Consider the following 1,188-nt stretch of genomic DNA (forward strand, 5'->3'; position numbering starts at 1 on the left):
CCTCCCGAGATCGGCTGAGCTCATGTCAAGTTTACTTGGCATATTAAAAGCTGGCGGGGCCTATGTCGTTCTAGATCCGTTGTATCCGAAATCACGGTTACAATACATGATTGAAGATGCAGGGATCCAAATCGTAGTGACGACAGCAGCGCAAGAAAGCCTTTCCGAACAGGTCGAAACGGTGAGATTAGAAGAAATAATAGATGAAAGCGTGATCGCACCGAAGCGGCAAGTGAAACCCGAGCACTTAGCTTATATCGTCTACACCTCTGGTTCCACAGGAAAGCCAAAGGGTGTCATGGTCGAATATCGGTCATTGATGAATATGGTCTCTTGGCATCAAGCGGTATACCAAATTACAGAACAGGATCGTGCGACTCAAATTGCGGGGATTGCCTTTGACTCAGCCGTCCAGGAGATTTGGCCTTATCTCACCGCTGGTGCAGCACTATACCTGTCGACAGAAGAGTTGCGAATCAATCCAGAGGCTCTACGAGATTGGCTCATTGATTCACGGATTACGGCTAGCTTTGCGCCTACACCTATTCTGGAAAGACTCTTGAAATTATCTTGGCCAGAGAAGACGGATCTCCGTTTTATCATTACGGGAGGAGATCAGTTAACACAGTATCCATCTAAACAAATACCTTTTGCGGTGATTAATCAGTATGGTCCATCGGAAAATACCGTCGTTACCACTGATTGTTATGTGCCTGTAGGAATGACAACAGGTACTCCGTCGATTGGTCGACCGATTGCGAATACAGAAGTATATGTGTTAGATTCTCACCTTCAGCCGGTGCCAGTGGGTGTGATTGGAGATCTCTATATCGGAGGAAAGAGCCTTGCTCGTGGCTATGCTAATCGTCCGGAACTCACAGAGGAAAAATTTATTCTGCATCCGTTTAAGTCAGGGGAACGTCTCTATTACACCGGGGACAAAGCAAGTTATCTGCCTGACGGTGATCTCCAGTTCCATGGTCGTATGGATGACCAAGTAAAGATTCGTGGTTTCCGGATTGAACTGGGAGAAGTTGAAGCAACTTTGCAGGCGCATTTGTCCGTAAAAGAAGCTGTTGTACTGGTAAGAGAGGATCATCCAGGAGACAAACGATTGGTAGCTTATGTAGTTGGTGAAGGAAGTGTTCATGAATGGCGGGAGCATCTGAAAACACATTTACCGAATTA

General features: G+C 46.3%; 1 protein-coding gene. It reads left to right on the plus strand.

The window, feature by feature from the left end:
- Positions 1-1,188 (plus strand): amino acid adenylation domain-containing protein (locus ACM6HU_RS26435; protein WP_414848525.1); only part of this gene is annotated, 1,188 nt, incomplete at both ends.

Origin of the sequence: Bacillus sp. IT-79MI2, from assembly GCF_949768135.1 — a bacterium.
Lineage (GTDB): Bacteria > Bacillota > Bacilli > Bacillales > Bacillaceae_G > Bacillus_A > Bacillus_A pseudomycoides.